This is a genomic window from Leclercia sp. CFBP8987 (assembly GCF_034044995.2).
GTDB lineage: Bacteria > Pseudomonadota > Gammaproteobacteria > Enterobacterales > Enterobacteriaceae > Enterobacter > Enterobacter tamurae.
Genome location: NZ_CM188255.1, coordinates 3,863,872 through 3,887,408 on the forward strand (window position 1 = coordinate 3,863,872; position 23,537 = coordinate 3,887,408).

22 protein-coding genes are annotated in these 23,537 nt (G+C 59.1%); 18 read left to right on the forward strand and 4 right to left on the reverse strand.

Annotated elements, in window-relative coordinates:
• Positions 1-41 precede the first annotated feature (41 nt).
• Positions 42-539: a nicotinamide-nucleotide amidase gene (gene pncC, locus SOM40_RS18580; protein ID WP_320530533.1), complete on the reverse strand. Its 498-nt coding sequence runs from the start codon at positions 537-539 to the stop codon at positions 42-44.
• Positions 540-712: 173 nt separating this feature from the next.
• Positions 713-1,807, reverse strand: a complete 1,095-nt coding sequence (gene mltB / locus SOM40_RS18585; protein ID WP_181247295.1) for a lytic murein transglycosylase B — start codon at positions 1,805-1,807, stop codon at positions 713-715.
• A gap of 268 nt (positions 1,808-2,075) precedes the next feature.
• Here mltB and srlA point away from each other — a divergent pair, with 268 nt between their 5' ends.
• From srlA to gutQ, 7 genes are all read left to right on the forward strand, one after another.
• Positions 2,076-2,639 (forward strand): PTS glucitol/sorbitol transporter subunit IIC, encoded by a 564-nt coding sequence (srlA, locus tag SOM40_RS18590; RefSeq protein WP_320530534.1) that lies wholly within the window; start codon positions 2,076-2,078, stop codon positions 2,637-2,639.
• Complete coding sequence (gene srlE / locus SOM40_RS18595; protein ID WP_312190261.1) at positions 2,636-3,595, forward strand: PTS glucitol/sorbitol transporter subunit IIB; 960 nt, start codon at positions 2,636-2,638, stop codon at positions 3,593-3,595. The genes srlA and srlE overlap by 4 nt, the downstream gene beginning before the upstream one ends.
• A 12-nt stretch (positions 3,596-3,607) precedes the next feature.
• Positions 3,608-3,970 (forward strand): PTS glucitol/sorbitol transporter subunit IIA, encoded by a 363-nt coding sequence (srlB, locus tag SOM40_RS18600; RefSeq protein ID WP_320530535.1) that lies wholly within the window; start codon positions 3,608-3,610, stop codon positions 3,968-3,970.
• Positions 3,971-3,985: 15 nt separating this feature from the next.
• Positions 3,986-4,765, forward strand: a complete 780-nt coding sequence (srlD, locus tag SOM40_RS18605; RefSeq protein ID WP_262663190.1) for a sorbitol-6-phosphate dehydrogenase — start codon at positions 3,986-3,988, stop codon at positions 4,763-4,765.
• A 108-nt stretch (positions 4,766-4,873) separates the two neighbouring features.
• Complete coding sequence (gene gutM, locus SOM40_RS18610) at positions 4,874-5,233, forward strand: transcriptional regulator GutM (protein WP_312079633.1); 360 nt, start codon at positions 4,874-4,876, stop codon at positions 5,231-5,233.
• 63 nt (positions 5,234-5,296) lie between these two features.
• Positions 5,297-6,070 (forward strand): glucitol operon DNA-binding transcriptional repressor SrlR, encoded by a 774-nt coding sequence (gene srlR / locus SOM40_RS18615; protein WP_262672627.1) that lies wholly within the window; start codon positions 5,297-5,299, stop codon positions 6,068-6,070.
• Entirely contained in the window at positions 6,063-7,028 is a 966-nt protein-coding gene (gene gutQ / locus SOM40_RS18620) for an arabinose-5-phosphate isomerase GutQ (RefSeq protein WP_106994500.1), read from the forward strand. The genes srlR and gutQ overlap by 8 nt, the downstream gene beginning before the upstream one ends.
• Here the strand turns inward: gutQ and norR are convergent.
• Complete coding sequence (gene norR, locus SOM40_RS18625) at positions 7,025-8,539, reverse strand: nitric oxide reductase transcriptional regulator NorR (RefSeq protein WP_320530536.1); 1,515 nt, start codon at positions 8,537-8,539, stop codon at positions 7,025-7,027. The genes gutQ and norR overlap by 4 nt on opposite strands.
• A 189-nt stretch (positions 8,540-8,728) precedes the next feature.
• Between norR and norV the strand changes: the two genes are divergently transcribed.
• The 5 genes from norV (at position 8,729) to SOM40_RS18650 (ending at position 15,146) form a co-directional block, all read left to right on the forward strand.
• Positions 8,729-10,177 (forward strand): anaerobic nitric oxide reductase flavorubredoxin, encoded by a 1,449-nt coding sequence (gene norV, locus SOM40_RS18630; RefSeq protein ID WP_106994498.1) that lies wholly within the window; start codon positions 8,729-8,731, stop codon positions 10,175-10,177.
• Complete coding sequence (gene norW / locus SOM40_RS18635; protein ID WP_166183707.1) at positions 10,174-11,307, forward strand: NADH:flavorubredoxin reductase NorW; 1,134 nt, start codon at positions 10,174-10,176, stop codon at positions 11,305-11,307. Before norV ends, norW begins: the two co-directional genes overlap by 4 nt.
• Before the next feature lie 192 nt (positions 11,308-11,499).
• Positions 11,500-11,658 (forward strand): hypothetical protein, encoded by a 159-nt coding sequence (locus tag SOM40_RS18640; RefSeq protein ID WP_181247294.1) that lies wholly within the window; start codon positions 11,500-11,502, stop codon positions 11,656-11,658.
• 212 nt (positions 11,659-11,870) lie between these two features.
• Complete coding sequence (nagE, locus tag SOM40_RS18645; protein ID WP_320530537.1) at positions 11,871-13,361, forward strand: N-acetylglucosamine-specific PTS transporter subunit IIBC; 1,491 nt, start codon at positions 11,871-11,873, stop codon at positions 13,359-13,361.
• A 132-nt stretch (positions 13,362-13,493) separates the two neighbouring features.
• Positions 13,494-15,146, forward strand: coding sequence for an SgrR family transcriptional regulator (locus tag SOM40_RS18650; protein ID WP_320530538.1), 1,653 nt, complete (start codon positions 13,494-13,496; stop codon positions 15,144-15,146).
• Here the strand turns inward: SOM40_RS18650 and SOM40_RS18655 are convergent, their stop codons facing one another.
• Positions 15,147-16,160 carry a LacI family DNA-binding transcriptional regulator gene (locus SOM40_RS18655; protein WP_106994494.1) on the reverse strand — a complete coding sequence of 338 codons (1,014 nt, stop codon included), beginning with the start codon at positions 16,158-16,160 and terminating at the stop codon, positions 15,147-15,149.
• 244 nt (positions 16,161-16,404) lie between these two features.
• Here SOM40_RS18655 and ascF point away from each other — a divergent pair, with 244 nt between their 5' ends.
• The 6 genes from ascF to SOM40_RS18685 all read left to right on the forward strand — a co-directional run bounded on the left by ascF (position 16,405) and on the right by SOM40_RS18685 (position 23,535).
• Positions 16,405-17,856 (forward strand): PTS cellobiose/arbutin/salicin transporter subunit IIBC, encoded by a 1,452-nt coding sequence (gene ascF, locus SOM40_RS18660; RefSeq protein WP_262663200.1) that lies wholly within the window; start codon positions 16,405-16,407, stop codon positions 17,854-17,856.
• Positions 17,857-17,874: 18 nt separating this feature from the next.
• Positions 17,875-19,299: a 6-phospho-beta-glucosidase gene (locus tag SOM40_RS18665; RefSeq protein ID WP_225758171.1), complete on the forward strand. Its 1,425-nt coding sequence runs from the start codon at positions 17,875-17,877 to the stop codon at positions 19,297-19,299.
• Positions 19,300-19,493: 194 nt separating this feature from the next.
• Complete coding sequence (eitA, locus tag SOM40_RS18670; protein WP_106994491.1) at positions 19,494-20,492, forward strand: siderophore ABC transporter substrate-binding protein EitA; 999 nt, start codon at positions 19,494-19,496, stop codon at positions 20,490-20,492.
• Positions 20,492-21,529: a FecCD family ABC transporter permease gene (locus tag SOM40_RS18675; protein WP_106994490.1), complete on the forward strand. Its 1,038-nt coding sequence runs from the start codon at positions 20,492-20,494 to the stop codon at positions 21,527-21,529. The genes eitA and SOM40_RS18675 overlap by 1 nt, the downstream gene beginning before the upstream one ends.
• Positions 21,529-22,290 (forward strand): siderophore ABC transporter ATP-binding protein EitC, encoded by a 762-nt coding sequence (gene eitC / locus SOM40_RS18680; protein WP_106994489.1) that lies wholly within the window; start codon positions 21,529-21,531, stop codon positions 22,288-22,290. The genes SOM40_RS18675 and eitC overlap by 1 nt, the downstream gene beginning before the upstream one ends.
• Positions 22,291-22,302: 12 nt before the next feature.
• On the forward strand, positions 22,303-23,535 hold the full coding sequence (locus tag SOM40_RS18685) for an MFS transporter (RefSeq protein ID WP_320530539.1): 1,233 nt from the start codon (positions 22,303-22,305) through the stop codon (positions 23,533-23,535).
• The last annotated feature ends 2 nt before the right edge of the window (positions 23,536-23,537 follow it).

Genomic DNA, 23,537 nt, shown 5'->3' on the forward strand with positions numbered 1-23,537 from the left:
TCTGTTCTGTTGCAGCAATTATACTGTATGCTCATACAGTATCAAGTGTTTTGTAGAAATTGTTGCCAGAGCGTTTTTAACGCATAAACGGTGGCCTGACGACGCACGCTTTCACGGTCGCCGCTGAAGCATTCCCGACGGGTAATCCCCTCGCCCTGCGCCGTGGCAAAGCCAAACCACACCGTTCCGACAGGCTTTTCATCGCTACCGCCGTCCGGCCCGGCGATGCCACTTATAGAGACAGCATAGTCCGCCCGGGCGGCACGCAGGGCGCCAATCGCCATCTCAATAACCACCGGCTCGCTGACCGCGCCATGCTCAATAAGCGTGGGTTCACGGACACCAATCATTTGCGCTTTCGCTTCATTACTGTAGGTGACAAATCCGCGCTCAAACCAGGCGGAACTACCGGCGATATCGGTAATGACTTTCGCCACCCAGCCGCCGGTACAGGATTCTGCCGTGGTGATCGTCGCACCGCGCTGTTTCAGCGCCTGCCCTACTCTCTCACCGAGCTGCATCAATTCATGGTCAGTCATCGCGTTTTGACTCCTTATAAACGTGCAGCACAAGATAGCACTTTAGTCGCCAGATATGAGGACGAGGTGGAGGTTTTACGAGGGGGCTTCAGAAAAATTAACCTGGCCGAGCGGTTAATAATGAAAAGGGAGTGGCGCAACGCCACTCCCTTTTTCGACGGACAGAAGCAGATTTAACTGAACGGCGAGGCCACACGCGCCTGCGCGACGGCCAGACCCAGCTGCCAGACCGCCATCGCATAGTGGGTGCTGTGGTTGTAGCGGGTAATGGTGTAGAAGTTCGGTAACCCGTACCAGTACTGATAGCCGGTACCGATATCCAGACGCAGCAGGCTGACCTGCTGATTACCGCTCATCGGCTGCTGCGGCGTTAACCCTGCAGCGGTGAGCTGTGCCGCGCTGTAGCGGGTTTTAAAGCCGTTCTCCAGCCCTGGCGCCTGGCCGTTAGCCATCACCGCCACCGGCTGACCTGGGGTCCAGCCATGCTCTTTGAAGTAGTTGGCGACGCTGCCAATCGCATCTTCCGGATCCCACAGGTTGATGTGCCCGTCCCCGTTGAAGTCGACCGCATACTGTTTATAGGAGGACGGCATAAACTGGCCGTAACCCATCGCCCCGGCAAAGGAGCCCTTCAGATCCAGCGGGTCGTCCTGCTCGTCGCGGGCCATCAGCAGGAAGGTTTCCAGCTCAGAGGAGAAGTACTCCGCCCGACGCGGGTAGTTAAAGGAGAGGGTCGCCAGGGCATCCAGAATGCGGGTCTTACCCATCACGCGGCCCCAACGGGTTTCCACCCCGATAATCCCGATGATAATTTCCGGCGGCACGCCGTACACCTGCTGGGCGCGGGTGAGCGCATCCTCATACTGGTTCCAGAAGGCCACGCCGTTTTGCACGTTGTCCGGGGTAATGAACTGCTTGCGATAGCGTAACCACGCCCCGTTCGGCCCGGCCGGTGGCTGGGTGGTCGGCGCCTGGCGATCCATCAGTCGCAGAACATAGTCCAGACGCTTGGCCTGGGAGAGGATCTCCTGCAGCTGGGTTTTATTAAACCCGTGCTTGCTCACCATTTTGTCGATGAACTGTTCCGCCGCGGGGTTGTTGGCAAAGTCGCCCCCCATCTGCATCACATTATGCTGGGGTTCCAGCAGGAAGCCACCGGACGGGGCGCCCGCCGTTTGTTGCTGGACCTCTTCGGTCTTCGGTTTGCTGCTGCAGGCAGAGAGCAGAATAAGCGCAGGCAGTAAGGCTGCGTAACGACGCTTGAGCATGAGACATCCATTCAACGAATTCGATAAGTGCCAAGTATGGTAAAGCATCCGGGACACCTCAAGGAAGAGATGCAAAGCCGCACGGCAAAATCTTTACGCGCCTGAAGACAAATTCGTCCTCTTCTCAATCACGTCGCCCCCGCCTCGCTCATTATCTTTCAAAATAATACATTTTTCTTTCATTGTGAGATCTGTTTAACACTTTAAAACCTTTCAAAGTGATTATTATTAGCCCGTCAGAGATGAACTCACCCTACAGGAGAAAACAATGATAGAAACCATCACCCATGGCGCCGAGTGGTTTATCGGGCTGTTTCAGAAAGGTGGCGAGGTCTTTACCAGCATGGTCACCGGGATCCTGCCGCTGCTGATCAGCCTGCTGGTGATCATGAATGCATTGATCAACTTTATTGGTCAGCACCGGATCGAAAAACTGGCCCAGCGCTGCGCCGGGAACCCCGTCTCCCGCTACCTGCTGCTGCCCTGCATCGGCACCTTCGTGTTCTGTAACCCCATGACCCTGAGCCTCGGGCGCTTTATGCCCGAGCGCTACAAGCCGAGCTACTACGCCGCGGCGTCCTACAGCTGTCATTCCATGAACGGTCTGTTTCCGCACATTAACCCCGGCGAGCTGTTCGTCTATCTGGGGATCGCCAGCGGCCTGACCACCCTCGGCCTGCCGCTCGGCCCGCTGGCGGTGAGTTACCTGCTGGTCGGCCTGTTGACCAACTTCTTCCGCGGCTGGGTGACCGATCTCACCACCGCCATTTTCGAAAAGAAAATGGGCATCCAGCTTGAACAGAAAGTCCAGCTTGCAGGAGCCACAGCATGACCCGTATCCGGATTGAAAAAGGCGTGGGCGGCTGGGGCGGCCCGCTGGAACTCGACGCCACAGCAAACAAAAAGATCGTCTATATCACCGCGGGCACCCGCCCGGCGATTGTCGACAAGCTGCGCGAACTCACCGGCTGGGAAGCGGTAGACGGCTTTAAAGAGGGCGAGCCGCCGGAAGCAGAGATCGGCGTGGCGGTGATCGACTGCGGCGGCACCCTGCGCTGCGGCATCTACCCGAAACGCCGTATTCCCACCGTCAATATCCATGCGACGGGTAAATCCGGCCCGCTGGCGCAGTACATCCTGGAGGACATCTACGTCTCCGGCGTGAAAGAAGAGAACATCACCCTGGCAGAAGGTACCGCCCCGGCAAAACAGAGCGCCCCGCGCGAGTACGACACCAGCAAGAAGATCACCGAGCAGAGCGACGGCCTGCTGGCAAAAGTCGGGATGGGGATGGGCTCCGCGGTGGCGGTGCTGTTCCAGTCCGGACGCGACACCATCGACACAGTGCTGAAAACCATCCTGCCGTTTATGGCCTTCGTCTCGGCGCTGATCGGCATCATCATGGCCTCCGGTCTGGGGGACTGGATCGCCCACGGCCTCGCCCCGCTGGCCAGCCATCCGCTCGGGCTGGTAACCCTGGCGCTGATCTGCTCTTTCCCGCTGCTGTCGCCATTCCTCGGCCCCGGGGCGGTGATTGCCCAGGTGATCGGCGTGCTGATTGGGGTGCAGATCGGGCTCGGCAATATTCCCCCGCACCTCGCCCTGCCCGCCCTGTTTGCCATTAATGCCCAGGCCGCCTGCGACTTTATCCCGGTGGGACTGTCGCTGGCCGAAGCGCGCCAGGACACCGTCCGCGTCGGGGTTCCTTCCGTGCTGGTGAGCCGCTTCCTGACCGGCGCGCCCACCGTCCTGATTGCCTGGTTCGTCTCTGGCTTTATCTATCAATAAGAGGAATTCGTCATGACCATAATTTACCAGACCACCATTACCCGCATCGGCCAGAGCGCCCCGGACGCGCTGAGCGACCAGATGCTGATCACCTTCCGTGAAGGGGCTCCGGCGGATATCGAGGAGTTCTGTTTTATCCACTGTCACGGCGAGCTGCAGGGTGAGCTGCGGCCTGGCAGCCAGCTCACCCTGGGCGATGCGCGTTATCCGGTGACGGCGGTGGGCGATGTCGCGGAGCAAAACCTGCGCGAGCTGGGGCATATCACCCTGCGTTTTGATGGCCAGACTGCGGCGGAATACCCGGGCACCGTGCACGTTGCCGGGCCGGTTCCGCAGGCGGTTGCAGCCGGTTGTGTATTGAAATTTGTGGCGTAATTAAAGGAGAGAAACATGGAACAGGTTGCAGTTGTCATTGGCGGGGGACAAACCTTAGGGGAATTTCTCTGCCGCGGGCTGGCCGCAGAAGGGTATCGCGTGGCGGTGGTGGATATTCAGAGCGAAAAAGCCGCCCGGGTCGCCAACGGGATCAATAAGGAATTTGGTGAAGGCAAGGCGTATGGTTTTGGCGCCGACGCCACCAGCGAGCAGAGCGTGATGGCGCTGTCGCACGGGGTGAATGAGATTTTTGGCCGGGTCGATCTGCTGGTCTACAGCGCCGGGATCGCCAAAGCAGCGTTTATCGGCGACGTGGAACTGGGAGATTTCGACCGTTCGTTGCAGGTGAACCTGGTGGGCTATTTCCTCTGCGCCAGGGAGTTCTCGCGCCTGATGATCCGCGACGGCATTGCCGGGCGCATTATTCAGATCAACTCCAAATCCGGCAAGGTGGGCAGCAAGCATAACTCCGGCTACAGCGCGGCCAAGTTCGGCGGCGTGGGGCTGACCCAGTCCCTGGCGCTGGATCTGGCGGAGTACGGCATTACCGTGCATTCGCTGATGCTCGGCAACCTGCTGAAATCGCCGATGTTCCAGTCCCTGCTGCCGCAGTATGCCACTAAGCTTGGCATCGAAGCGGATCAGGTGGAGCAGTATTACATCGATAAAGTGCCGCTCAAGCGCGGGTGCGACTATCAGGACGTGCTGAACATGCTGCTGTTTTATGCCAGCCCGAAAGCCTCCTACTGCACCGGGCAGTCGATCAATATCACCGGCGGGCAGGTGATGTTCTGATTGTGCGGGCTGATGCCCTCACCCCAACCCTCTCCCACAGGGAGAGGGAGATTATTCGTAGGCCGGGTAAGGCGCAGCCGCCACCCGGCAATTCCACAGGAGCTACACATGGTTACCGCATTAATCACCGTCGCCGTTATCGCCTGGCTGTGCCAGCTGGCCCTCGGGGGCTGGCAAATCCACCGCTTTAACCGCGCATTCGACGCTCTCTGCCAGAAAGGTCGTGTCGGCGTGGGTCGCTCCGGCGGACGTTTCAAACCACGGGTAATTGTCGCCGTTGCGCTGGACGATAATCACCGGGTCTGCGACTCGTTGATGATGCGCGGGCTGACGGTCTTTGCCCGACCGGTGAAAATTGCAGCGATTAACGGTCTCGCATTACAGGAATTAGAGCCTGATGTGATCTTTCCCAATGATTCGCTGTGTCAGGATGCACTATCATTAGCGCTTAAATTGAAACATGGATAATTTCGTTGTGAACGTTATAAGCTTGCGAAATTATCATTTCGCAACCTGAGGAACTCAACGCCTATGAAACCCCGTCAGCGGCAGGCGGCCATTCTCGACCATCTGCAAAAGCAGGGAAAATGTTCGGTTGAGGATCTGGCCCACTACTTTGACACCACCGGCACCACCATCCGCAAGGATCTGGTGATCCTGGAGAATTCCGGGGCGGTGATCCGCACCTATGGCGGCGTGGTGCTGAATAAGGACGAGGCCGATCCGCCCATCGATCACAAGACGCTGATCAACACCCACCAGAAGGCGTTAATCGCTGAGGCGGCGGTAAAATATATCCATGACGGCGACTCCATTATCCTCGACGCGGGCAGTACGGTGCTGCAGATGGTGCCGATGCTGAGTCGCTTCAATAACATCACCGTAATGACCAACAGCCTGCATATCGTCAACGCCCTGTCCGAATTCGACAACGAACAAACCATCCTGATGCCCGGCGGTACCTTCCGTAAAAAATCAGCCTCGTTTCACGGCCAGCTGGCGGAGAACGCCTTCGACCATTTCAGCTTTGACCGGCTGTTTATGGGCACCGACGGCATCGACCTTAATGCGGGCGTCACCACCTTCAACGAGGTGTTCAGCGTCAGTAAAGCGATGTGCAATGCCGCCCGGGAAGTGATCCTGATGGCCGACTCGTCGAAGTTTGGCCGTAAAAGCCCGAATATTGTCTGTAGCCTGGAGAGCGTTGATAAGCTGATCACCGACGCGGGTATCGATCCGGCGTTCAAACAAGCGCTGGAAGAGAAAGGAATCGAAGTGATTGTAACCGGAGAGAGAGATGAGTGATTTTCTGATCAACGCAGGTCGTCAAACCCTGATGCTGGAACTGCAGGAAGCCAGCCGCCTGCCGGATCGTCTGGGAGAGGATTTTGTTCTGGCCGCCAACACCATTATCCAGTGTGAAGGCAAAGTGATTGTCGCGGGCATCGGCAAATCCGGGCACATCGGCAAAAAGATTGCCGCCACCCTTGCCAGCACCGGCACCCCGGCCTTTTTCGTCCATCCGGCTGAAGCCCTGCACGGCGACCTGGGAATGATCGAGAGTCGCGACGTGCTGCTGTTTATCTCCTACTCCGGTTCGGCGAAAGAGCTGGATCTGATCCTGCCGCGCCTGCAGGAAAAATCGGTCGCGCTGCTGGCGATGACCGGTAAACCCCGATCGCCGCTGGCGCTGGCCGCCAAAGCCACGCTGGATATTTCGGTGGAACGCGAAGCCTGCCCGATGCACCTGGCCCCGACCTCCAGCACCGTCAACACCCTGATGATGGGCGATGCGCTGGCAATGGCGGTAATGCAGGCCCGCGGCTTTAATGAAGAAGATTTTGCCCGCTCCCACCCGGCAGGCGCGCTGGGCGCCCGTCTGCTGAACAAAGTGCATCACCTGATGCGTACCGACGACGCAACCCCGCAGGTGAAGCTGAACACCAGCGTGATGGACGCGATGCTTGAGCTGAGCCGCACCGGACTGGGGCTGGTGGCGGTCTGCGATGACGACAACCAGGTGAAAGGCGTCTTCACCGACGGCGACCTGCGTCGCTGGCTGGTGGGCGGCGGCCAACTGGAAGTTAACGTCAGCAGCGCCATGACCACTGGTGGCCTGACGCTGAAGGCAGAAAGCCGCGCCATCGAAGCCAAAGAGCTGCTGATGAAGCGCAAAATCACCGCCGCCCCGGTGGTGGACGAAAATGGCCGCCTGTGTGGTGCCATCAACCTGCAGGATTTCTACCAGGCAGGCATCATCTAACCTTTCAGACCCAGACGTTTCGCCAGCCGGTGCAGGTTGGCGACGTCGGTCTCCAGCGCCCTTGCGCTTGCCGCCCAGCTGCGGCTGTTCTGCTCCAGCGCGCGGGTAATCATCTGGCGTTGAAACGCTTCCGTTGCCTCACGCAGGTTCTGATTCACCACTAACGGGGTTTCCGGCGTCACCGCAGGGGTGCTCTCATCATGCAGGGCAAAATGCTGCGCGTGGATCACCACGTCATCCCCCAGCCGCGCCGCCCGGGCCAGCACCACCGCCCGGTGGATGGCATGTTCCAGCTCGCGCACGTTACCCGGCCAGCCGTAGCTCAGCAGATGCGCACGCGCCCCGGGGCTGAGTACCACCCGGGATAACCCCATCCGCAACCGGCACTGCTCGCAGAAATAGCCCGCCAGCAGCACCACGTCCTCGCCCCGCTCGCGCAGCGGCGGCACCGAAAGCGGGAACACGCTCAGGCGATGGAACAGGTCGGCGCGGAAGTTGCCTGCCAGCACCTCTTCGCGCAGATCGCGGTTGGTGGCTGCCAGCACCCGCACGTCAACCCGCAGGCTGCGGTCGTCGCCCACCCGCTGGATATCGCCATACTGCAGCACCCGCAGCAGCTTGGCCTGCAGCGCCAGCGACAGCTCGCCAATCTCATCAAGGAACAGGGTGCCGTTATCCGCCATCTCAAACTTGCCGCTGCGGTTGCTGATGGCCCCGGTAAAGGCCCCTTTGACGTGGCCGAACAGCTCGCTCTCCGCCACGCTCTCCGGCAATGCGGCGCAGTTGAGATAGACCAGCGGATTGACCGCCCGCGGCGAGGCCTCGTGGATGGCTTTCGCCACCAGCTCTTTGCCAGTGCCGGTTTCGCCCTCAATCAGCACATTCAGGTCGGAGGCGGCGACAATCTCAATCTCTTTTTTCAGGCTCATCATGCCCGGCGACAGGCCGATCATCTCGGTGTTTTTCACCTGCTCAAACACCGCCGGGCCCACGGGCAGGCTGTTCTGGCTCTCAAGCTGTTCAATCAGCAGGGCATTATTCAGGGCCCCGGCGGCGAGGGCAGCAATCAGCCTCAGCTCCTCGTCGCTGAAGGTGTCGAACTGGTCCGGCGACATGCCGTCCAGGGTCAGGGCGCCAATCAGGTTCTGCCCGGCAAACAGCGGCAGGCCGATACAGGCGTGCACCTTCAGGCTTTCCTGGCCAGGGATTAACCCGTCGTAGGGATCGGGCAGGTCGCTGTCGGCCGGGAAGCGCACCACATCCCCGGCGCGGGCGATGGTCTCCAGCCGCGGGTGGCCTTCCAGGGTAAAGCGCCGTCCCAGCACGTCCTGCGCCAGGCCGTCGATCGCCAGCGGGATAAACTGCCGCCCTTCATAGCGCAGCAGCGCCGAGGCGTCGCAATCCAGCACGTGACGCAGGGTGGAGATCAGCCGCTGAAAGCGATCCTGATGGCCGATACCGCGCTGTAACTCAATGGCGATTTTCGCCAGCACCTCTACAGAAAAACTCATTTTCGCCTCACTGTCATTTTGACAATGCATCTTGTCATATAGACTATATCAATGACAGTCAAATTGACTACCCATGAGGGGTTATTATTTTTAATTTATTTTAAAATCAATGATTTAAAAAGTTGGCACGCAACCTGCAATTACCATTACATCTTTCGTTTAATTTCGCTGTATTAAGTTGAGGTTGCTATGTCTATTCTGGTTAAAAACAATATTCATTGGGTTGGTCAACGTGACTGGGAAGTACGTGATTTTCACGGGACGGAGTACAAAACACTGCGCGGCAGCAGCTACAACAGCTATCTCATCCGGGAAGAAAAAAACGTCCTGATCGACACCGTCGATCATAAATTCAGCCGTGAGTTCGTGCAAAACCTGCGCAGTGAAATCGATCTGGCCGATATCGACTACATCATCATTAACCATGCTGAAGAAGATCACGCCGGTGCCCTGACCGAACTGATGTCCTGCATCCCGGACACCCCGATCTACTGCACCAACAACGCCATCGACTCCATCAATGGTCACCATCACCATCCGGAGTGGAATTTCAACGTGGTGAAAACCGGTGATTCACTGGACATCGGTAACGGCAAACAGCTGATCTTCGTTGAAACCCCGATGCTGCACTGGCCGGACAGCATGATGACCTACATGACCGGCGACGCCGTACTGTTCAGTAACGACGCCTTCGGCCAGCACTACTGCGACGAACGTCTGTTCAATGACGAAGTGGATCAGGCTGAACTGTACGAGCAGTGCCAGCGCTACTACGCCAACATCCTGACCCCGTTCAGCCGTCTGGTGACGCCAAAAATTACTGAAATCCTCGGCTTCAATCTGCCGGTGGATATGATTGCCACCTCCCACGGCGTGGTATGGCGTGAGAACCCAACCCAGATCGTCGAGCAGTACCTGAAATGGGCGGCAGACTATCAGGAAGACCGCATCACCATTTTCTACGACACCATGTCCAACAACACTCGCATGATGGCCGACGCGATTGCCCAGGGCATCAACGAAGTGGATCCGAACGTGGCGGTGAAGATCTTTAACGTGGCGCGCAGCGACAAAAACGACATTCTGACCAACGTCTTCCGCTCCAAAGGGGTGCTGGTGGGGACCTCCACCATGAACAACGTGATGATGCCGAAAATTGCTGGCCTGGTGGAAGAGATGACCGGCCTGCGCTTCCGCAACAAACGCGCCAGCGCCTTCGGCTCCCACGGCTGGAGCGGCGGCGCGGTTGACCGTCTCTCTACCCGACTGCAGGATGCGGGCTTTGAAATGTCGATGAGCCTGAAGGCGAAATGGCGTCCGGATCTGGATGCGCTGGAAATCTGCCGTCAGCACGGCCGCGACATTGCACGTCAGTGGGCGCTCGCTCCGCTGCCTGAAGCGACCGCTAAAGCCACACCAGAACAGGAAGCCTGCGCCTGTGCCGCCGCGGCGGCCGCCGACCTCGGCCCTTGCATGCAGTGCAGCGTCTGCCAGTGGATCTACGATCCAGCCCTCGGCGAACCGCTGCAGGATGTCGCCCCAGGCACACCGTGGAGCGACGTGCCGGATAACTTCCTCTGCCCGGAATGTTCCCTCGGTAAAGACGTCTTTGACGAACTGGCATCGGAGGCAAAATGAGCCACGGTATCGTGATTATCGGCTCGGGCTTCGCCGCCCGCCAGCTGGTGAAAAATATCCGTAAACAGGATGCGAACGTCCCGCTGACGCTGATCGCCGCGGACAGCATGGACGAGTACAACAAGCCTGACTTAAGCCACGTTATCAGCCAGAGTCAGCATGCCGATGACCTCACCCGCCAGACGGCGGGGGAGTTTGCCGAACAGTTTAACCTGCGCCTGTTCCCTTACACCTGGGTCGCCGACATTGATGCGGCGGCGCACGTGGTAAAAGGGAAAGAGACCCAGTGGTCATATGACAAACTGGTTCTGGCCACCGGAGCCGCGGCTTTTGTGCCGCCGGTTCCGGGCCGCGAACTGATGCTGACCCTCAACAGCCAGACGGAGTACCGGGCCTGTGAATCCTCGCTGCGTGACGCGCAGCGGGTGATGATTGTCGGCGCGGGGCTTATCGGCAGCGAACTGGCGATGGATTTTTGCCGGGCCGGGAAAGCGGTCACCCTGGTTGATCATTCCGCCAGTATTCTGTCAGCGCTGATGCCAGCCGAAGTGAGCAGTCGCTTACAACACCGGCTGACCGATATGGGCGTGCATTTGCAGCTGAAATCGCAGCTGCAAAGCCTGACTAAAACCGATACCGGGATCTGCGCCCTGCTGGATCGGGACCGCTGCATTGACGTGGATGTAGTCATTGCCGCCACCGGCCTGCGTCCGGAAATCGCGCTGGCCCAGCGTGCCGGGGCAGAAACCAACCGCGGGGTAAAAGTCGATAGCTATCTGCAAACCACGCAGCCGGATATCTATGCCCTCGGCGACTGCGCCGAAATCAACGGTCAGGTGCTGCCGTTCCTGCAGCCAATCCAGTTAAGCGCCATGTATCTGGCGAAGAACCTGCTCGGGGCCAACACCCCGCTGAAACTGCCTGCAATGCTGGTGAAGGTCAAAACGCCGGAACTGCCGCTGCATCTGGCAGGTGAAACCCAGCGCCAGGATTTGAACTGGCAGATCGCCATCGAACCTCAGGGGATGGTGGCGAAAGGTGCCGACAGCGAGGGCAATTTACGCGCCTTCGTAGTCAGTGAAGATCGGATGAAGGAGGCCTTTGCCCTGCTGAAATCACTACCTGTTTAACCCTCAAACTCTTGCTCTACTCGTTGTATGTTTGTCAGATTTTGCCTTTCGCAGCCCCGGTGCCCCGGGGCTTTTTTAATTACGCAACTAAAAAGATAAATAATAAAATGCGGAACAGCCGAAAAACATCACCCTGTTTTATTCCCTGATTTCTTTTTAATCTGAGAGGGTATTGATTAGCCGGAGATAAACATGGCGACCTTCAGGAAAGAAATTAACGACCTTGCTGACTATTTTAAAAAAGTACAGCCTGTCGAACGCATATTATTCCGCTGGCTTTACCTCAGCCCGGAGGCGCGAACCCAGCGCCTTAAAGAGCTGATGCTGCCTGTCAGCGACAAAAAGCATTAATAAAAAAGACGGCGCAATTGCCGTTTTTTTATTGCCCAAAAGCGGAAGCATTCATCGAAGATATCCTTGTTTATTTAAATATAAATAAACCAAAGGTGTCAGCGGAATATTAATTTAAAGTACATCACATTTTTACTTCCCGCCATTTTAACCCTTGCGAAAAGCTGTTATTTTTCGCCGTGAATTAAGCCCCTTTTTTGGACATGGATATTATGAACGCATTTAGCTATTTGCAACGCCTGGGCAAGGCGCTGATGTTGCCTATCGCGACCTTACCTGTTGCCGCGATTTTATTACGTCTGGGCCAGCCCGACGTGCTGAATATTCCCTTTATCGCCAGTGCAGGTGGCGGCATTTTTGACAGCCTGCCCCTGCTGTTTGCGCTCGGCATTGCTATTGGACTGGCGAAAGACAACGCTGGTGCCGCCGCGCTGGCGGGCGCGGTCGGTTTCCTGGTGCTGACCAAAGCCACGGCGGTCATTAACTCCTCCATTAACATGTCCTTCTTCGCCGGGATCATCGCGGGCGTGGTGGCGGGTCACTGTTACAACCGCTTCTCGGAGACGAAACTGCCCGACTTCCTGGCGTTCTTTGCCAGTAAGCGGCTGGTGCCGATCATGACCGGGCTGATCTGCCTGCTGCTGGCGTGGATTTGCGGCTACGTCTGGCCATCGGTGCAGCACGGGATTGATACCTTCAGCCTGCTGGTTTCCCGCAGCGGCGAGCCCGGCTGGTTTATTTACGGCATCCTTAACCGTGCGCTGATCCCCTTCGGCCTGCACTACATTCTGCACTCAGTATTCTGGTTCAGCCTCGGCGACTGCCTGAAAGTGACCTACGATGCGGCCAGCAGCATTCACAATATCTGCCTCGCGCCGGATGTGGTGAAAGGTTTAGTGGTGGGCGGCGCGGTACCGGGCATTGACGGTTCCAGCATTACCCAGATTGCCACCGATCTGACCCGCGGCGATCTCAACCGCTTCTTCGCCGGCGATCCGCATGCGGGGGTCTATATGGCGTGGGCATACCCGATCTTTATGGGCGGCCTGCCGGGTGCGGCGCTGGCCATGTACTTCGCCGCGCCAAAAGCGCGTCGCGCAGCGGTGGGCGGGATGCTGCTCTCCGTTGCCCTGACCGCGTTCCTTACCGGGATCACCGAACCGATTGAGTTCTCCTTCCTGTTCCTGGCCCCTGCCCTGTATGCCCTGCATGCGGTACTGGCTGGCGTGAGCATGGTCATCGCCAACAGCCTTGGGGTATTGCACGGGTTTGGTTTCTCCGCGGGACTGATCGACTTCGTGCTGAACTGGGGATTAGCCACTAAACCCTGGCTCCTGATCCCGCTGATTGCCCTGTTCTTTGTGATCTATTTTGTGGTCTTCAGTTTCGCGATCCGCTTCTTCAAGCTGAAAACACCGGGCCGGGAAGATGACGAGAGCGTAACGGGCGAGTCCGACGATCAGAATGAAGCTATCACGCACTATATCGCTGCGCTGGGCGGGGAACAGAACCTGAAGCTGGTGGACGCCTGCATCACTCGTCTGCGCTTAACCCTGGTTGATAACAGCGTCCTCGACGAACCGGCACTGAAAGCGCTCGGTGCCAAAGGCATTCTCAAGATGGGCACGCAGAATGCGCAGGTGATTCTGGGGCCACAGGCGGAGAGCATCGCGTTAAAAATCAGAGCGCGGCTTAACGCCTGATCCTATGACGCCCTCTTCATCGGAAGAGGGCATCATCGTCCGGCAAAACCGGAACAGTTGCTACATCTCTCCCTTATTTCTTCCGCAAAACCGCCTACACTCTGACCATTGCGACTCTTCCCCGGTAACTCTATGCGTCAGCTTCAGAAAATCCGCCAGTATCAGCGGCTCTCCGTGCATTACGGCTTTACGCCAAAACTGACTACCCTCGCTGAAGTGGCCGAAGTGGCGCTGTGCAGCGAACGCCATGCCCGGACGCTGTTACGCCAGCTGGCGGAAAGCGGCTGGTTAAGCTGGAAGGCACAGCCGGGGCGCGGGCATCGTGCCACCCTACACTGCCTGGTGACCACCAGCGAACTCAGCGCCCCGCTGATGCATGCCTGTCTGGAGAAGGGGGATTATCAGAGCGCCCTGCAGCTGGCGGACGGCGACCCCGCCAGCCTGCATCACATCATCACCCCGTTTCTCGGCGGGAAATGGCTCAAGCACCAGCCGACGTTGCGCATTCCCTGGTATCGCCCGCTCACCTCCCTGCACCCGGCACTGCATCGTCGACGCGCCGAACAGCACATTATCTGCGCGGTCCATGCCGGGTTAACCCGCTATGAACCCGGCCAGGCACAGCCGGTGGCGGATCTGGCGCACCACTGGGCCTGCTCTGACGACGGACTGCGCTGGCATTTTTACCTGCGCAGCGGGGCACACTGGCATAACGGTCAGCCACTGAGCGATGACGACATCCTGAGTGCGGTGCAGCAGCTGCTGAGCGATCCGGCCCGCAACAGCGGGCTGTTGCATATCGACGCGGTGACCCTCGTCGCCCCCTGGTGCCTGGCGGTGTATCTGCATGCCCCGGATGCCCTGCTGGCCCATCGTCTTGCCCATCCGGTCTGCCGCCTGCCCCATCCCCGGCAACCGGAGGTCGGCGCCGGGCCGTTCGCCATTGCCCGCCATCACTCGCATTTTTTGCGCCTCGAGCGCCAGCCCTGGTACTTTGCTACCCATCCCCTGCTGCATGCCATTGAGTTCTGGCGCACCGGCACGGTCGCCGATAAACCGGCATGGATTACGGTCGGGAAAGGCAGCGCCCCCCAGGACGCGGTGACCTCCACCAGCGGCGGGTTTGCGTGGCTGATGGTGAATGCAAAATTGCCCAAAGCGCTTGCAGCGTACCTGCGCCAGACCGTTCTGACGCTCAACCAGCAGTGCTTTGGTCGGCGGGAGGATCTGCAGATCCACACCGAAATCCTTCCCGGCCTGCGGGTGCCCGCCCTGCCCGCCGCCGCTGACAGCGACCTGCCGCCCCGGCTGAAACTGGTGTGCTACAACACCCCTGAGCTGCGCGAGCTGGCTGAAATTCTGCGGCTCCAGCTGCAGCCGCACGGCTGTGAGCTGCACACCGAGTGGAAAGATCGCGATGGCTGGTATGCCCCTGATACGCTGGCGGATGCCGATCTGCTGCTGGGGGATCATCTGGCGACCGGCATGGCGGAGTTTGCGCTGGCGGAGTGGTTTATCTATGAACCCGCCTGGGCCACGGCATTGGGCGAGGCGGGCTGGGAGGCGGCAAAACAGCAGCTAATGCAAAACAGCGACAGCGAAGCGCATTTTCACGCCCATCTGACGCCCTTTTTCCAGCGTCTGCTGGCGGAGGGGCGCTGCACGCCGCTGTTCCACTATCGCTACCGGATCAACGCCCTGGAAAACGTGCAGGATATGGTCCTGACCGCGGGGGGCTGGCTCGATTTTACCCGCGCCTGGCTGCCCCCGGCCGCCGAATTGTGATTAGCGGTGCGGGCCGGGGATCACCGAATCACGCAGGATCAGCTCTCCGGCGAAGGTCTGCTGGAAGGTGAACTCCCCGCCGTCGAGCATAAAGATCAGGCGGCTGATGGTCTCTTTCACCATCTCGGTCACCGGCACGCGCACGCTGGAGAGCGCGGGCACCACGTAGGGCGCCATCGCAATGTCATCGAAACCGACTACCGAAACCGCCCCCGGCGCGGCGATGCCGCTGTCGTGAAGCTGCTTAATGGCGCCGATCGCCATGTCGTCGTTGCTCGCCACCAGCGCGGTAAAATGCTCGCCGCGCGCCAGCAGCGTCGCCACCCCTGCCGCCCCGCTGGCCGGGTTCCATTTACCCTCGACAATCAGCGAGTCGCGCAGCGGGATCTGGTGCTGGGCCAGGGCATCTTTATAGCCGGAAAGACGTTCAATCCCGGTGGGGGAATCCAGCGATCCGGTGATAAAGGCGATATCGCGATGGCCCTGTTCGATGAGGGTTGATACCGCCGCCTGGCTGGAGGCTTTATGATCCGACCAGACGCAGTGGCTGCTGTTTTTGCGCAGCCGACGGTTAAGCACCATCACCGGCTGCTCGTGCTTCTGGATGATCTCGTCCATCTCATCGACGCTAAGAAAACGCGGGTAGATGATGATCGCGTCGCAGCGCATATCGAGCAGATACTGAATCGCCTCCCGCTCTTCATCGGCGCTGTGCTTGCCATCGGCGAGGATCAGCTGTCGGCCTCTCTCCTCGGTCATTCTGGCGGCATGGAACAGCAGCTCGCTGAAATAGACCCCGTGGTAGAGGGTGTTGGTCACCACCAGCCCGAGGGTTTGCGTGCGTTTGGTCGCCAGGTTGCGCGCCAGTAAATTGGGCCGGTAGCCGCTCTCTTCAATCGCCTGAAAGACCCTGTCTTTTGTCTCCTGGCTCACGTAGCCATTGCCCGAAAGCACCCGGGAAACCGTCGCCTTCGAGACCCCTGCCCGCTTCGCCACTTCCAGCATCGTGGTCATCAATCTGTTCCATCTGCATCTGATGAGCGGCAGTGTACTGTACCGCGTGAAAAATGTCGCAGCAGGACGATCACGCTTTTCGCCCCCTTAGGTGATCCTCATCACGGATCTAAAAAATGGTCAAAATGCGATCTTGTTTGATTCAGAGAAACTCTTCATGATTTTGTGGAACCGGTTTCCTATATAAGTTTCATCGTTACCCACGGTGAAGACGTACCTTACTGATAAAACAGGATATAACCCGATGGCCAAAAATTATGCTGCGCTGGCGAACGCCGTTGTCAGCGCGCTCGGCGGCAAAGACAACATCGTCGCCGTCACCCACTGTATGACCCGACTGCGCTTTGTGGCGAAAGACGAGAGCCTGATCGACAGCGCCACGCTGAAAAGCATCAGCGGCGTGCTGGGGGTAGTGCGCAACGACAACCAGTGCCAGGTGATCATCGGTAATACCGTTTCCCAGGCGTACCGCGAGGTGGTTAATCTGCTGCCTGCCGATATGCAGCCTGCTGCACCCCAGGGGCCGCAAAAGCTGACCCTGAAACGCATCGGCGCGGGGATCCTCGACGCGCTGATCGGCACCATGTCTCCGCTGATCCCGGCGATCATCGGCGGATCGATGGTCAAACTGCTGGCGATGATCCTTGAGATGACCGGCGTACTGACCAAAGGCGAGCCGACGCTGACCATTCTGACGGTGATCGGCGACGGAGCGTTCTTCTTCCTGCCACTGATGGTGGCCGCCTCTGCCGCGGTGAAGTTCAAGACCAACATGTCGCTGGCGATTGCTATTGCCGGCGTGCTGGTACACCCGAGCTTTATCGAGCTGATGGCCAAAGCGGCGCAGGGCGAGCACGTTGAGTTCGCCTTCGTTCCGGTGACGGCGGTGAAATACACCTACACGGTGATCCCGGCACTGGTGATGACCTGGTGCCTGTCATATATCGAACGCTGGGTGGACAGAATCACCCCGGCCGTGACCAAAAACTTCCTGAAGCCAATGCTGATCGTGCTGATTGCCGCCCCGCTCGCCATCGTCCTGATTGGGCCGCTGGGGATCTGGATCGGTAGCGGCATCTCTTCACTGGTGTACACCATTCACGGCTATCTGGGCTGGCTGTCCGTGGCCATTATGGGCGCGCTGTGGCCGCTGCTGGTGATGACCGGAATGCACCGCGTCTTTACTCCAACTATCATTCAGACCATCGCCGAAACCGGCAAAGAGGGGATGGTGATGCCGTCCGAAATCGGTGCCAACCTGTCGCTGGGCGGTTCGTCCCTGGCGGTAGCGTGGAAAACCAAAAACCCGGAACTGCGCCAGACGGCGCTGGCCGCCGCAGCCTCTGCCATCATGGCGGGGATCTCTGAACCGGCGCTGTATGGCGTGGCGGTTCGCCTGAAACGCCCGCTGATTGCGAGCCTGATCAGCGGCTTTATCTGCGGCGCGGTTGCCGGGATTGCCGGACTGGCCAGCCACTCAATGGCGGCGCCGGGCCTGTTTACCAGCGTCCAGTTCTTCGACCCGGCTAACCCGATGTCTATCGTCTGGGTCTTCGGGGTGATGGCCCTGGCCGTGGTGCTCTCTTTCGTGCTGACCCTGATTCTGGGCTTTGAAGATATCCCGGTAGAAGACGACGCGGAGAAAGCGCGCGCCCTGCAAACCGCACCGGTTCAGGCCAAAGCAGCACAAGCATAAATGTATAGCGAGGTAACAATGTCAGTTTTTCCACAAGGATTTTTATGGGGCGGCGCACTGGCCGCTAACCAGAGCGAAGGCGCATACCGCGAAGGCGGCAAGGGCCTGACCACCGTCGATATGATCCCCCACGGCGCTAATCGCCTGGCGGTAAAAGTCGGCAAGGAAAAACGCTTTTCGTTGCGTGATGACGAGTTCTATCCCAGCCACGACGCGATCGATTTTTACCATCGCTATAAAGAAGATATCGCCTTAATGGCCGAGATGGGCTTCACGGTATTCCGTACCTCGATTGCCTGGAGCCGTCTCTACCCGAATGGCGACGAGCCGCTGCCGAATCAGGAAGGGATAGCGTTTTACCGGGCGGTGTTCGAGGAGTGCAAAAAGTACAACATCGAGCCGCTGGTGACCCTGTGCCACTTCGACGTGCCGATGCATCTGGTGACCGAATACGGCTCCTGGCGCAACCGCAAGATGGTCGACTTCTTTGCCCGCTATGCACGCACCTGCTTCGAGGAGTTCAACGGGCTGGTGAAGTACTGGCTGACCTTCAACGAGATCAACATCATGCTGCACAGCCCGTTCTCCGGGGCCGGGCTGGTGTTTGAGGAAGGCGAAAACGAAGATCAGGTCAAGTACCAGGCGGCGCACCACGAGCTGGTGGCGAGCGCGCTGGCGACCAAAATTGCCCACGAGGTGAATCCGCAAAACCAGGTCGGCTGCATGCTGGCGGGCGGCAATTTTTACCCGTATTCCTGCAAACCGGAAGACGTGTGGATGGCGCTGGAGAAAGACCGGGAGAACCTGTTCTTTATCGACGTGCAGGCCCGGGGCAGCTACCCGGTCTACTCGGCCCGCGTGTTCCGCGAGAAAGGGGTGGTGATTGTCAAAGATCCGGGCGATGACGCGCTGCTGAAGAACACCGTCGATTTTGTGTCGTTCAGCTATTACGCTTCGCGCTGCGCCTCGGCGGATATGAATGCGGGAAACACCAGCGCGGCCAACATCGTCAAGTCCTTGCGCAACCCGCACATTGAGGTGAGCGAATGGGGCTGGGGCATCGACCCGCTGGGCCTGCGCATCACCATGAACATGATGTACGACCGCTACCAGAAGCCGCTGTTCCTGGTGGAGAACGGTCTCGGAGCGAAAGATGAGATTGACGCTAACGGCGAAATCAATGATGACTACCGCATCAGCTATCTGCGGGAGCATATCCGCGCCATGGGCGATGCCATTGAAGACGGCATCCCGCTGATCGGCTACACCAGCTGGGGCTGTATCGATCTGGTGGCCGCCTCTACCGGCGAGATGAGCAAGCGCTACGGCTTTATCTATGTCGATCGCGATGACGCCGGAAACGGCACCCTCGATCGCAAACGCAAGAAATCGTTCTGGTGGTACAAGAAAGTGATCGCCAGCAACGGTGCCGATTTAGATTAACCACCCCTTCGCCGGGCGGCGCTGCGCTTGCCCGGCCTACAAACGTCCTCACAAACCCAATAGTTTCATGGCGTTATTATCGTTCATTGACACCATGAATATATCATTGTATAAAACTCCGCCGAAATAAATGATATTCATTCTCAGCCAGACGCACGATCTGGCATCACTACATTAATGAAGGATAGCGTTCCATGAAAAAGGTCATCAGCGCATTAGGATTGCTGATCGCGACAGCCGGTTCCGCTTTTGCGACCACCTATCCTCTGACGATTGAGAATTGCGGATATAAAGAAACCTTCACCAAAGCGCCGGAGCGCGTCGTGGCGCTGGGACAAAACACTGTTGAAATTCTGCTGCTGTTGGGCCTTGAAGATAAGGTGGCCGCCAGCGCCTTCTGGCCGACCAAAGTGCTGCCGCAGCTGGCTGAACAGAACAAAAAAGTCAAAACGCTGACCGTCGAGATCCCAACCCTGGAATCCATTCTGGCGCAAAACCCGGACTTCGTTCCGGCGCAGCTGCCGTTGCTATTAGGGCCAGAGAGTAAAGTCGCCAAACGCGAAGATCTGGCCACCGTAGGCGTGAACAGCTATATGTCGCCGGGCATGTGCGCCACCAAAAAAGATATTGGCGATATGTACGGCAGCCGCCAGAAGCTGTGGGACATGACCTTCCTGTATAAAGAGATCGAAGATTTCGCCAAAATCTTTAACGTCGAAGATCGCGGTCAGGCGCTGATTGCCGATTTCAAAAAGCGCGAAGCCGACCTGCGCAGCGAATTCAGCAAAAACAAAAAAGACCTGTCGTTCGTCTTCTGGTTCTCCAGCTCTTCCCCTTCCTCTGACGCCTACGTTGGCGGGAAAAACAGCGCCTCCGGCTTTATCGCCAACGTGCTGGGCGGCCACAACGCCATCACCTCCGAAACCGAATGGCCGACCGTGGGCTGGGAAAGCATTATTGCCGCCAACCCGGACGTGATTGTGGTCTCCAGCCTCGACCGTAATCGCTGGGCGCTGGACGATGCTCAGGAAAAAATCAAATTCCTGAAAAGCGATCCGGCCGTCAGCCAGCTCGACGCCGTTAAAAAAGGTCACATTGTGATCATGGACGGCCAGGCGATGAACCCGACTATCCGCACCATCTATGGCGCGGAGCAGATTGGTGAACAGCTCAGAAAGATGGGACTGAATTAATGTCAGCAGTGGTTCAACAGACCCGACACAACTGGCTGCTGCCGGCGTCGGGTTTTATGGCGATAGTGGCGTTGCTGCTGGTGATCGCCATCGGCGTCAGCGTGGGGGAGCTGTCGATCCCCCTGCAGAGCGTGTTCTACGCTATCACCAATAAAATCGGCTTAACCGAGGTTCCGCTCAACCGCATCTACGAGAGCGTGATCTGGGACTTCCGCCTGAGCCGGGCGCTGGTGGCGGCCTGCTGCGGTGCGGGGCTGGCGATTTGCGGCGCGGTGCTGCAAAGCCTGCTGAAAAACGCCCTCGCCGAACCCTACGTGCTGGGCGTCTCTGCCGGGGCGTCAACCGGCGCGGTCGCCGTGGTGGTGCTGGGCATTGGCAGCGGCACCGTCACCCTCTCCGCCGGGGCCTTTGCCGGAGCCTTTGCCGCCTTTGCCTTTGTGGCCCTGCTGACCAACGGCGCACGCGGTGGCAGTGAACGCACCATTCTCGCCGGGGTTGCCGCCTCGCAGTTGTTTAACGCCATCACCGCCTGGACCGTCAGCACCTCGGCCAGCGCCCAGCAGGCGCGTGATGTGATGTTCTGGCTGCTGGGCAGCTTTAGCGGCGTGCGATGGCCGGAGTTCCAGCTGGTGCTGGTGGTAATGCTGGTGGGGCTGGCGATCTGCCTCTATTACGCCCGCGCGCTGGACGCCTTCACCTTTGGCGACGATGCCGCCGCTTCGCTTGGGATCGCCGTGCCCTGGGTGCGCCTGATCCTGTTTATCGTCACCGCCTTAATGACCGCGACCATCGTCAGCATGGCGGGCTCCATCGGCTTTGTCGGCCTGGTGGTGCCACACATGATGCGCTTCTTCTTCGGCCCCCTGCACCGCACGCTGCTCATCGCCAGCGCGCTGGCCGGGGCGATCCTGATGGTGCTGGCGGATATCGCCTCGCGGCTGCTGATCGCCCCGCAAAGCCTGCCGGTTGGCGTGGTGACCGCGCTGGTGGGCGTCCCGTTCTTTGCCATGATTATCTATCGTTCAAGGAATAAGTGATGAGCATCACTGCTGAAAATATCACCTGGAAGGTGGGTAAAAAGGTCATCGTCGACAATGTCTCTCTGGCGGTATCCCGGGGGCAGACCGTCGGCCTGCTGGGGCCAAACGGCTCCGGTAAATCGTCCCTGCTGCGGATCCTCGCCGGTTTGCGTCGCCCGCATAGCGGCACCGTCGCGCTGGATGGCGCCAGCATCCATGGGATCCCTAAAAAGCAGCTTGCCCGTCGGGTGGCCTTCGTGGAACAGCACGGCATGACCGACGCCAACATGCGCGTGCGGGACGTGGTGAAGCTGGGGCGTATTCCGCACCACTCCCCGTTTTCCGGCTGGACGGCGCAGGATGACGAGACCGTCAATTCGGCGCTAAAGACGGTGGATATGTTGCATAACAGCGATCAGGGCTGGCAGAGCCTCTCCGGCGGGGAACGCCAGCGGGTACATATCGCCCGCGCGCTGGCGCAGATGCCCACCGAGATCCTGCTGGATGAACCCACCAACCACCTGGATATCCACCATCAGATGCAGCTGATGCAGTTGATCAGCCAGCTACCGGTCACCAGCATCGTCGCCATTCACGATCTTAACCACGCTTCGATGTTCTGCGATGCGCTGATTGTGATGCAGAAAGGGCGCATTGTGGCCACCGGCACGCCGCAGGAGATCCTCACCGAGGAATTGCTGTGGGAGGTGTTCCGGGTGAAAACCCGCATTGAGCTGTCGCCTTACCATGGCAAAAAACACATCCACTACCTCGTCTGAGGCGAGGTTATCGTGACGCTGCTCCGCCCTGCAACACAGCTCTGGCCGCCCGTCTTACTGGGCAGCCAGTTTGTTTTCAACATCGGTTTTTATGCCGTTGTTCCCTTCCTGGCGATTTTTTTACGCGACGATATGCTGCTCTCCGGTGGACTTATCGGGCTGGTGCTTGGGCTGCGAACCTTCTCCCAGCAGGGGATGTTTATCGTCGGCGGCGCCCTCTCCGACCGCTACGGCGCGCGCGTCGTTATTCTCTGCGGCTGCGTGGTGCGGGTGGTGGGCTATCTGCTGCTGGCCTTTGGCTACAGCCTGCCCGTCATCATCGCCGGGGCGTGCCTCACCGGGATCGGCGGGGCACTCTTCTCGCCTTCCATCGAAGCCTTACTGGCAAAAGCCGGAACCCGCAGCGAGGCGCAGGGCAAACGCAGCCGCGCCGAGTGGTTCGCGCTGTTTGCGGTATGCGGCGAGCTGGGGGCGGTGCTTGGTCCGGTGGCGGGTGCCCTGCTCACCGGGATGGGTTTTCGCCAGGTGGCGCTGGCGGGAGCTGCGGTGTTTGTGGTGGCGTTGATTGTGCTGTTCTTCTGTCTGCCGGCCGGGTCGGCAAAAAACCAGCCGCTGCAGATCACCCCCTGGTGGACCACCTTTCGCCAGCCGCGGTTCGTGGCGTTCATCATCGCCTGGAGCAGCTGGCTGTTAAGCTATAACCAGCTTTATCTGGCGCTGCCGGTGGAGATCCAGCGTGCCGGGGGCAGCGAAAAAGATCTCGGCCCGCTGTTTATGCTGGCCTCGGGACTGGTGATCCTCTTTCAGCTGCCGCTGGCGCGCTTTGCCCGTCGGGTGGGCGCGGTGCGGATCCTGCCGGTGGGCTTTCTGCTGATTGCCGCGTCCTTCCTGAGCGTCGCACTCTTTGCGCCCTCAGAGCCAGCAACCGGCTGGCTGCGTCTGCTACCGGCGGCCTGCTTTGTGACGCTACTGACCACCGGGCAGATGCTGCTGGTGCCGGCGGGCAAAGATGTGGTGCCCTGGTTTGCGAGCGAATCGACGCTGGGCGCGCACTACGGTGCTCTGGCCACCGCAGGCGGTTGCGCGGTGCTGGCGGGGAATTTGTTGCTGGGCGATCTGCTCGACCAGGCGCTGAGGCCCTCCGTCGCGGCAATGTATCCCTGGCTGGTGCTGGCTGTGTTTCCGCTATGCAGCGCCTTCGCCATGGTGGTTATCTGCCGCCCGATGCGCAGGCCGCGCGCCTGACG

Coding starts and splice junctions, on each gene's coding strand:
- pncC (WP_320530533.1), bottom strand. CDS start 539: ATGACTGACCATGAATTGATGCAGCTCGGTGAGAGAGTAGGGCAGGCG.
- mltB (WP_181247295.1), bottom strand. CDS start 1,807: ATGCTCAAGCGTCGTTACGCAGCCTTACTGCCTGCGCTTATTCTGCTC.
- srlA (WP_320530534.1), top strand. CDS start 2,076: ATGATAGAAACCATCACCCATGGCGCCGAGTGGTTTATCGGGCTGTTT.
- srlE (WP_312190261.1), top strand. CDS start 2,636: ATGACCCGTATCCGGATTGAAAAAGGCGTGGGCGGCTGGGGCGGCCCG.
- srlB (WP_320530535.1), top strand. CDS start 3,608: ATGACCATAATTTACCAGACCACCATTACCCGCATCGGCCAGAGCGCC.
- srlD (WP_262663190.1), top strand. CDS start 3,986: ATGGAACAGGTTGCAGTTGTCATTGGCGGGGGACAAACCTTAGGGGAA.
- gutM (WP_312079633.1), top strand. CDS start 4,874: ATGGTTACCGCATTAATCACCGTCGCCGTTATCGCCTGGCTGTGCCAG.
- srlR (WP_262672627.1), top strand. CDS start 5,297: ATGAAACCCCGTCAGCGGCAGGCGGCCATTCTCGACCATCTGCAAAAG.
- gutQ (WP_106994500.1), top strand. CDS start 6,063: ATGAGTGATTTTCTGATCAACGCAGGTCGTCAAACCCTGATGCTGGAA.
- norR (WP_320530536.1), bottom strand. CDS start 8,539: ATGAGTTTTTCTGTAGAGGTGCTGGCGAAAATCGCCATTGAGTTACAG.
- norV (WP_106994498.1), top strand. CDS start 8,729: ATGTCTATTCTGGTTAAAAACAATATTCATTGGGTTGGTCAACGTGAC.
- norW (WP_166183707.1), top strand. CDS start 10,174: ATGAGCCACGGTATCGTGATTATCGGCTCGGGCTTCGCCGCCCGCCAG.
- SOM40_RS18640 (WP_181247294.1), top strand. CDS start 11,500: ATGGCGACCTTCAGGAAAGAAATTAACGACCTTGCTGACTATTTTAAA.
- nagE (WP_320530537.1), top strand. CDS start 11,871: ATGAACGCATTTAGCTATTTGCAACGCCTGGGCAAGGCGCTGATGTTG.
- SOM40_RS18650 (WP_320530538.1), top strand. CDS start 13,494: ATGCGTCAGCTTCAGAAAATCCGCCAGTATCAGCGGCTCTCCGTGCAT.
- SOM40_RS18655 (WP_106994494.1), bottom strand. CDS start 16,160: ATGACCACGATGCTGGAAGTGGCGAAGCGGGCAGGGGTCTCGAAGGCG.
- ascF (WP_262663200.1), top strand. CDS start 16,405: ATGGCCAAAAATTATGCTGCGCTGGCGAACGCCGTTGTCAGCGCGCTC.
- SOM40_RS18665 (WP_225758171.1), top strand. CDS start 17,875: ATGTCAGTTTTTCCACAAGGATTTTTATGGGGCGGCGCACTGGCCGCT.
- eitA (WP_106994491.1), top strand. CDS start 19,494: ATGAAAAAGGTCATCAGCGCATTAGGATTGCTGATCGCGACAGCCGGT.
- SOM40_RS18675 (WP_106994490.1), top strand. CDS start 20,492: ATGTCAGCAGTGGTTCAACAGACCCGACACAACTGGCTGCTGCCGGCG.
- eitC (WP_106994489.1), top strand. CDS start 21,529: ATGAGCATCACTGCTGAAAATATCACCTGGAAGGTGGGTAAAAAGGTC.